Origin of the sequence: Bacillus sp. CCNWLW194, assembly GCF_037120585.1 — a bacterium.
Classification (GTDB): Bacteria; Bacillota; Bacilli; order Bacillales; family Bacillaceae_G; genus Bacillus_A; species Bacillus_A basilensis.
Genome location: NZ_JBBBBL010000029.1, coordinates 26,318 through 34,281, shown reverse-complemented (window position 1 = coordinate 34,281; position 7,964 = coordinate 26,318). Strand labels below are relative to the sequence as shown.

Annotated in this window: 10 protein-coding genes; all 10 read left to right on the top strand. The window is 30.3% G+C overall.

The window, feature by feature from the left end:
* Positions 1-299: 299 nt before the first annotated feature.
* The 10 genes from V7S50_RS32600 (at position 300) to V7S50_RS32555 (ending at position 7,748) form a co-directional block, all read left to right on the top strand.
* Positions 300-467, top strand: coding sequence for a hypothetical protein (locus tag V7S50_RS32600; protein WP_242256632.1), 168 nt, complete (start codon positions 300-302; stop codon positions 465-467).
* A gap of 344 nt (positions 468-811) precedes the next feature.
* On the top strand, positions 812-1,444 hold the full coding sequence (locus V7S50_RS32595) for a hypothetical protein (RefSeq protein WP_242256634.1): 633 nt from the start codon (positions 812-814) through the stop codon (positions 1,442-1,444).
* Positions 1,445-1,594: 150 nt separating this feature from the next.
* Positions 1,595-1,735, top strand: coding sequence for a class II lanthipeptide, LchA2/BrtA2 family (locus tag V7S50_RS32590; protein WP_194956682.1), 141 nt, complete (start codon positions 1,595-1,597; stop codon positions 1,733-1,735).
* Positions 1,736-1,786: 51 nt separating this feature from the next.
* On the top strand, positions 1,787-1,999 hold the full coding sequence (locus tag V7S50_RS32585; protein ID WP_000041628.1) for a class II lanthipeptide, LchA2/BrtA2 family: 213 nt from the start codon (positions 1,787-1,789) through the stop codon (positions 1,997-1,999).
* A gap of 32 nt (positions 2,000-2,031) precedes the next feature.
* Positions 2,032-2,244 carry a class II lanthipeptide, LchA2/BrtA2 family gene (locus tag V7S50_RS32580; RefSeq protein WP_097879613.1) on the top strand — a complete coding sequence of 71 codons (213 nt, stop codon included), beginning with the start codon at positions 2,032-2,034 and terminating at the stop codon, positions 2,242-2,244.
* 32 nt (positions 2,245-2,276) lie between these two features.
* Complete coding sequence (locus V7S50_RS32575) at positions 2,277-2,489, top strand: class II lanthipeptide, LchA2/BrtA2 family (RefSeq protein ID WP_033692917.1); 213 nt, start codon at positions 2,277-2,279, stop codon at positions 2,487-2,489.
* Positions 2,490-2,584: 95 nt separating this feature from the next.
* A complete protein-coding gene (locus tag V7S50_RS32570) occupies positions 2,585-2,809 on the top strand; it encodes a lichenicidin alpha family lanthipeptide (RefSeq protein WP_033692916.1) in 225 nt (74 codons plus the stop codon).
* Between the two features lie 43 nt (positions 2,810-2,852).
* On the top strand, positions 2,853-3,077 hold the full coding sequence (locus tag V7S50_RS32565; RefSeq protein WP_033692916.1) for a lichenicidin alpha family lanthipeptide: 225 nt from the start codon (positions 2,853-2,855) through the stop codon (positions 3,075-3,077).
* A gap of 67 nt (positions 3,078-3,144) precedes the next feature.
* On the top strand, positions 3,145-6,285 hold the full coding sequence (locus V7S50_RS32560; protein ID WP_242256606.1) for a type 2 lanthipeptide synthetase LanM family protein: 3,141 nt from the start codon (positions 3,145-3,147) through the stop codon (positions 6,283-6,285).
* 14 nt (positions 6,286-6,299) lie between these two features.
* Entirely contained in the window at positions 6,300-7,748 is a 1,449-nt protein-coding gene (locus V7S50_RS32555; protein WP_242256608.1) for a S8 family serine peptidase, read from the top strand.
* The last annotated feature ends 216 nt before the right edge of the window (positions 7,749-7,964 follow it).

Here is a 7,964-nt window from a genome sequence, read left to right as displayed (position 1 = left end):
TTAAATAATTCATAGATAAAAAACAGGTGGAAAGTAAGTTCCACCTGTTTTTTTTATTATATTAGCTTTGCTTTAAACGGAACTAAGTAGTTAATTTTATTTTCAAAGATAGTAATATTTTTATTTGTACAAGGTTAATTTACACCATGAGGCAAATTACAAATAAAATTGGTTAAATAGGTAACTTATTTTTATAAAAAAAGTGAATTATAAATCGGAAATTTTTACTAATTCCGTTTAACAAAGGAAATCCATTAGTATTTGAATTAACAAAGCAACTACTAACGGAGGTTGGAATTATGAAAATCAAAAAAATTTATGTCATTCTTACTACAGCTATTATGTTATCCGGTATTTCTTTATCTGAAGATCTAACTAGTACAGATACTACACAAAATGTAGCTGCACAAACTAGTGTAGAAGACATCCCAACTTTCTACGCTGATATTACTCCAGGTGCTGATTAATTAATCCCCATATTCAAGGTTTCCTTCAAATACATACCCTTATTAAATAATTCATAGATAAAAAACAGGTGGAAAGTAAGTTCCACCTGTTTTTTTTATTATATTAGCTTTGCTTTAAATGAAACTAAGTAGTTAATTTTATTTTCAAAGATAGTAATATTTTTATTTGTACAAGGTTAAATTCTATAGAAACTTCCCAGAATTACAAAACATGTAAAATAATATAGAAAAAAACAACAATAATTTTAAATGTTTTTAACTAAATTTTACTAATTGTTATTAACATAAATTAACACGTATATTTTAGGTACAGAAAGTTAGACAGCAAGGAGGTAGTTAATCTGATGCTAGAGATAAAAAATTCCATAGATATGATAAACAATATAAATTATCATTTGGATCTTGGTGGGAAAAATAATCAACATTTAAAAAACATTTCGAATGAACAAGACGTATTGCCATATCATGTTTACAAACAACTATTGAATAAACAAGCATCCCAAAGAGAATCGATTAGTCTAGCTCAACCATTTATTCATATTGATACTTTAGCACAAATTCTATATGAAGCATTTCACAATCAAACATTTACAGCTTTGTTACCTATTTTATTTGTATTCCAACCGAATATTGTAACTGGTATATCTACCCCAGGTGCTTATGCAATAGATTTTCATAATGATCATTTTATTCATTTAAAAGCCATCAATATTCAAGAATTTAAAGCAGGAATAGGTGAAAAAAAAGGGCCTATAGCTATTGGATATATGATAAACCAAAGTACAAGCATTCATCATTCAAAAGAATTTATGTATCCAAGGTTACAGGACCAAACTACAGAGTGTATGTTAGCCTTACAAAAGCAATTACACATACATGGAGAGTTAGAAGATCAAATTCAGTTATCATTTGATTTCAAGAAAATAATGATGCCTTTAATAGTCTTACAATGGATTAAACAGACAGCTTTATATTAAAGGCACTATAAACTACTTTCTATAATATCTAAACCCAGCAGTAATCGTTATTAATGAAATTAGGAGTAATCCGATTATTATTTTCGCAATATTCGAAAATAATAATCGGAAAATAAAGAATTAGCTAAATTACGTAATTAAGAGTTTGATATACAAGAACTAATTGGTGTAATCGATGCAAATGAACTAAAAAAGATAGCGGGAGATGTGAACCCAGGAGCAATACCAACTGAGGTTATAACTATCGCAGTTAATCTTGAAGTAAGTATTAATTTTTGCACCATAAAGTGAAATGTATAACTCGTTATCCAGAATAAATTAAAAATCGAGAGGATGTTCAATATGTCAAAGAATGAAAAATTAGCTAAACTACGTAATCAGGAGTTCGATACGAAAGAATTAATCGGTTCAATCGATGAAAATGAATTAAAGAAAGTAGCGGGGGCGGGAGATGTAAATCCAGAAACAACGCCAGCAACACCAACAATCGTTGAGGCTACTATTGCAGCTACAGTAAGTATTTGTCCAACAACAAAATGTACAAGCCGTTGTTAATAATAAATTAAAAAATTGAGAGGATGTTCAATATGTCGAAGAATGAAAAATTAACTAAATTACGTAATCAAGAGTTTGATACGAAAGAATTAATTGGTTTAATTGATGAAAATGAATTAAAAAAAATAGCGGGAGCGGGAGATGTAAATCCAGAGACGACTCCAACTACAGCTACAGTTACTACGGTTCTGGTCGGAGCAACAATTAGTGTTTGTCCAACAACAAAATGTACAAGCCGTTGTTAATAATAAATTAAAAAATTGAGAGGATGTTCAATATGTCAAAGAATGAAAAATTAGCTAAATTACGTAATCAAGAGTTCGATACGAAAGAATTAATCGGTTCAATCGATGAAAATGAATTAAAGAAAGTAGCGGGAGCGGGGGATGTAAATCCAGAAACGACGCCAGCAACACCAACAATTATTGGAGCTACTATTGCGGTTACAGCAAGTCTTTGTCCAACAACAAAATGCACAAGCAGATGTTAATTTCTATATAGATAACATAATTTAATTAAAAAATATATTTTTATTTAACTGATAATCTATATAAAACAATAATAAAATTTATAGGAGTGTTAAATATGAGTTCATCAAAAAAAGTAGTAGAAGCATGGAAAAACCCAGTAGAACGTTCTAAAAACGAGGATGCACCAAACCATCCAGCAGGAGAAGTTGATTCTAAAGAAATTCAGTCTCTATTTGGTGCTGGTGAAGGAGATGTAACGCCGGAAGGTTTAAGTAGCTGGTTAGGTAATAATGGTGGATACTGTACGTTAACAAAAGAATGTATGCCTTCTTGCAACTGATTATTTATATAAAACAATAATAAAATTTATAGGAGTGTTAAATATGAGTTCATCAAAAAAAGTAGTAGAAGCATGGAAAAATCCAGTAGAGCGTTCTAAAAACGAGGATGCACCAAACCATCCAGCGGGAGAAGTTGATTCTAAAGAAATTCAGTCTCTATTTGGTGCTGGTGAAGGAGATGTAACGCCAGAAGGTCTAAGTAGCTGGTTAGGTAATAATGGTGGATATTGTACGTTAACAAAAGAATGTATGCCTTCTTGTAATTAATTATTTTTATAAAATATATAAGAGAAGTAGAGAATCTACTTCTCTTATTAATGAAAGGAGTAGTAAAGTGTCTGTAAAGCATAGTGCATTTATTGATGAAATAAAAACTAATGATCAGATAGTTCCATATTCTACGGATTACATAAATTATTGGAAAAAAACATTTGAAAACAACGAAAATAAATTTGAAGGGATCTTAAAGGATCTTTCAGGTATTCAGTTATCAACTCTATCTCAATTAGAACATGATGAATACAGTGTAGATAAAGTAGATGCACTGCTATCATTAACCTTCTCAGAGTTTGACAGTTTCCAAACATATGAATTTCCCCCAACAATCGAAGAGCATTTATCAAAAGCAACTTTTTACAATTTTTTTAAAAAATTTATGAGTTACTCATTTTCTAAAGTTCATAAATCATTGAATACATATTCGTTCTTTGAAGAGTCACAATTATTGGCACCACTAGAATATATGTATAAAAGATTATATGAATTATCCCACAAAACATTAATATTAGAACTTAACATTCAACGCGTTCTTGAAAATTTAAAAGGAGAAACCTCGGAAGAGCGTTACAATCATTTTTGTTCTTACATTAGTACAAATGAGTTTTTTGTTTATTTTAAGGATACATATCCTGCTTTATATAGAACAATGTTAACTACATTAATCCATTGGTCAAATAATATTATTACTCTTTACTATAATCTTGAACAAGATAAGGTACAAATCCAAGAGACATTTAATATTGATATTCAGACAAATAAACTAATGACCATTACATTAGGGCTTGGTGATGAACATAATGATGGCAAAACGGTGTCATTAATTGAATTTCTTCCTAATATAAAACTTATTTATAAGCCTCGATCAATTGGTGTCGAAGCGGCATTTAATGATTTAACTGCTTGGATAAATAATCAAGTTAATAATAAAGCTCAACTGTATTCACCAAAAATCATCGATAAACATTCTTATGGTTGGGTTGAATATATTGATAATATAGAATGCAAAACGGAAGAACAACTTAAATCATTTTATTTTAAAATGGGGAGTCTATTAGGCGTTTTATATAGTTTAAATGCTGTGGACTTTCATTATGAGAATATTATAGCGATGGGTGAGTATCCGGTTCCAATTGACCTTGAATCTTTATTCCACCATGCAAAAATATTAGAAGAAAAGAATGGGTCTGCTCATAATAAAGCTCTAAATCTAATTAATAGATCTGTTAGATCCACTGGAATTATTCCATTTCTTGCATTTAATAGCGATAATCCTAATTATAAAGGTCTTGATTTAAGTGGTCTTAGTGATAAAAATGACCAATTATATCCATTAAAGGTACCTTCAGTAGAAGCAAAGAATACAGATGTGATGCACGTAGATGCAACATATAAATATGTTAAAGTAAATGAATTTGAAAAAAACAAGCCGATTTTTAAAGGTGAAAAAGTTTCATATAAAGATCATGTAGACGTTATAATAGATGGCTTTAAATATATTTATGAATGGATTTTAAATAATAAACAACAGTATAGCAATTATATATCAGATAAATTTAAAAATACGATAGTAAGAATGATTCTAAGACCTACCGCTGTATACGGTGAATTACTAAGAAAAAGTAAACATCCTGATTTTTTACAAAAAGGATATAACCGAGATATTTATTTCCACACTCTGGCATTGGAACCAGAGAATAAACCAAAAGAAATTATTAAATCCGAAAAAACTGATCTACTCAATGATGATATTCCATATTTTTATACAACGGTGAGTAGCAATCATTTATATCATAGAGAGCAAATTTGTATTCAAAACTATTTTGAGTCATCTCCTTTAGAAGCTGTAATACAGAAAATCGATGACCTTAATATTGTAGATTGCTCACAACAAATTCGAATTATGCGAATGAGCTTTTTAGCACATTCAGCTACATTTGGTGCAAATGAACAAGCTATTGATCCATATCGCAAGGTCCATATTCATGCTAATAAATCTAAGGAATTTTTAATTGAGGCACGTCATATAGGGGATTATTTAATTGCTAATGCTATAGAAGGAAATGATCAATCTGATCTTTGCTGGATTAGTACCGTAATATCTGCCTCTAATGAATATAAATGGGATATTTATCCTGTTGATTTAGATTTATATAATGGCTTAAGCGGTATTTCTCTATTCTTTAGTTATTTATATCATTTGACGGGAAGAAATGATTATAAACTAACGGCTGAGAAGTCTATTTATCCTGTAATTAATTCACTCCAAAGATTACCTGAGCAAAGAATGTTTAATATTGGTACTTTTAGTGGCGTTAGTGGTTCAATTTATGCTTTAAATCATATTAATCAATTATCACATACTAAACAATATGAACAACTCATACTCGATTCTATGAAAATGGTTGTTAGTAAATTATCGCAAGATAAAGTATTTGATATTATTGATGGAACTGCAGGGGTAATCGGAGTACTAATAGCTCTTTATAAAGATAGTGGTAATAAGGAATATCTAAAACTTCTCAAACAAGCAAGTGAATACTTAATAAATGCTGCATATCATCATCCTGGGAAAGAGGGGCATGTCTCTTGGAAACAAAGAGACGATATTTCATGGATTGGATATTCTCATGGAACGGCAGGTATTATTACTGCTTTGGTGGCAGCCAATCAATATATAAACAATCCCAATATTTTAGAACTAGCAGATAAAGTTTTATCCTATGAAAATAGTTTCTATGATCCAAATCATAAAAATTGGAAACTTCCTTCTAAGGATAATCATTCTGTTGCTTGGTGTCATGGTGCACCAGGAATCCTATTAAGTAGGCTAATGTTAAAAGAAAGTAATTATGAAAATAGTATACTCGATCAAAATATATATGCGGCTCTAGATACAACTATTGATAAATCGTTTGGTCATAATCGTTCACTATGTCATGGGGATTTTGGAAATTTAGATATTCTTTTGTATGCAGCAAAAGTGTTACAAGATAAAACATCTTACGAACGAGCAAATTCTATTGGTATACAACTTTTAGAGTATTCTAAAACGCATAATTGGAAAAAAGGGGTCAGTACGGGAACTGAATCGTTTGGTTTAATGACAGGCCTTAGTGGGATTGGAGTAGGTCTTTTACAACAATCTGACTATAATTCAATTCCTTCTATTTTAAGGTTAGAAGAGGCTAAATTATAAAAGGAGACGGATACATGAAACAGCTAAAAATTCTTATGACTATACTTTCCGTATTCTTGTTAAGTTTAGTTACACAACCGGTAAAAGCAGAAAAAATAGATACAACGGATAATTATAAATTTATTCTTTTGGATAACGAAATTCAAAAGAATAACAAAGAAAATATTATAAACTTTTTAAAGGAAAATAACGCAATTGAGATTAAATATACTCCAGAAATCCAAATGATTTCATATAAAGAAACTAATAGTAATATTCAATCCGATTTAGATAGTAAAATACGTACTAAGTTTAAAGCATCTATAGAAAATGTTGCTAATAGTGCTAAATTAACTTTACAGGATCCAAAGATTTTAAATCCAAATGAGCAGTTTGCAACTAATAAGTTGAAATATAGTTTATCTTCGAAACGCACATTGAATTCCATTACTATTAATGAACCTGTCTCGAATGTTTCGCCACCTTGGCAAATTGCCAAGGTAACGGATAATTATAAATCTCACGAGATAACTTTAGGAGAAAAAAATGTAAACATCGCTTTAGTTGATAGTGGTGTAGATTATAACCACCCTGAACTTAAAGATAGTATTAAGTATTTAGAAGGGAAATCCTATGTCCCTAGCGAGCCGGATCTGTTAGATCAAAATGGCCATGGTACTCAGGTTGCAGGGATTATTGCAGCTCATGATAAATTAAAAGGAATTGTTCCTAATATAACTATTACCCCATATAAAGTTATTGGAAAAAAAGATGGTGAGTCAGTCTGGACTATACAGGCTATTATTGATGCAGCAAATAACGGAGCAGACGTAATAAACTTAAGTTTAGGAACATATAAGGCTATAAATTTAGACGATGAGAACGCAATTATAAAGGCATATGAAAGGGCTATTCAATATGCGAAAGAAAAAAATTCCATTATAGTTGCTTCAGCAGGAAATGAAGGAATAAACTTGGATAAACCATTTGAAAAAGTAGATGATGAGAAAGGTGTATTATATAAAATTCATGTACCTGGTGGATTAAGTAATGTATTAACGGTATCAGGAACAGACAAGAACGATGAATTTGTAAATTACTCCAACTTTGGTCCAGAGGTAGACTTTAGTGCACCAAGTGGTTCGTATGGAACAATTATTGATAATCAATTCAAATTTGATCCATCCTATTTAATTGGTACTACCTATCCAACGTACTTAGCACCTACTATGTTAGATGCTCAACTAAATACACCAAAAGGCTACACGTTAAACCTAGGGACTAGCTTATCCGCACCATCAGTATCTGGTACATTAGGAGCTATTATATCAAGGTATTATGAGCTTCATTCTACAAAACCTTCGTCAGATATAACTATTAAGTATTTAAAAGATGGTGCTACTGATTTAGGTGCGACTGGTAAAGATGATCAATATGGATATGGATTAGTTAATAGTTATAAGAGTACAAATAGTGTTAAATAATTTTGTTCTTAATTAACCTGTGTTAATGGTATTTTGTAAAATTCACTCACTATTATTTTACTAGATGATAATAGTGAGTGAATTAATATTATCATCTAGTAAAAGCGTGTAGTGGAACGACAGTTAAATATTAAAAATGATATGTAGATTATAGAAAATGGGTATTAACCTTTGCTTTATATTCTATTTGGAGATTTTAGTAAAAGATATTAATAA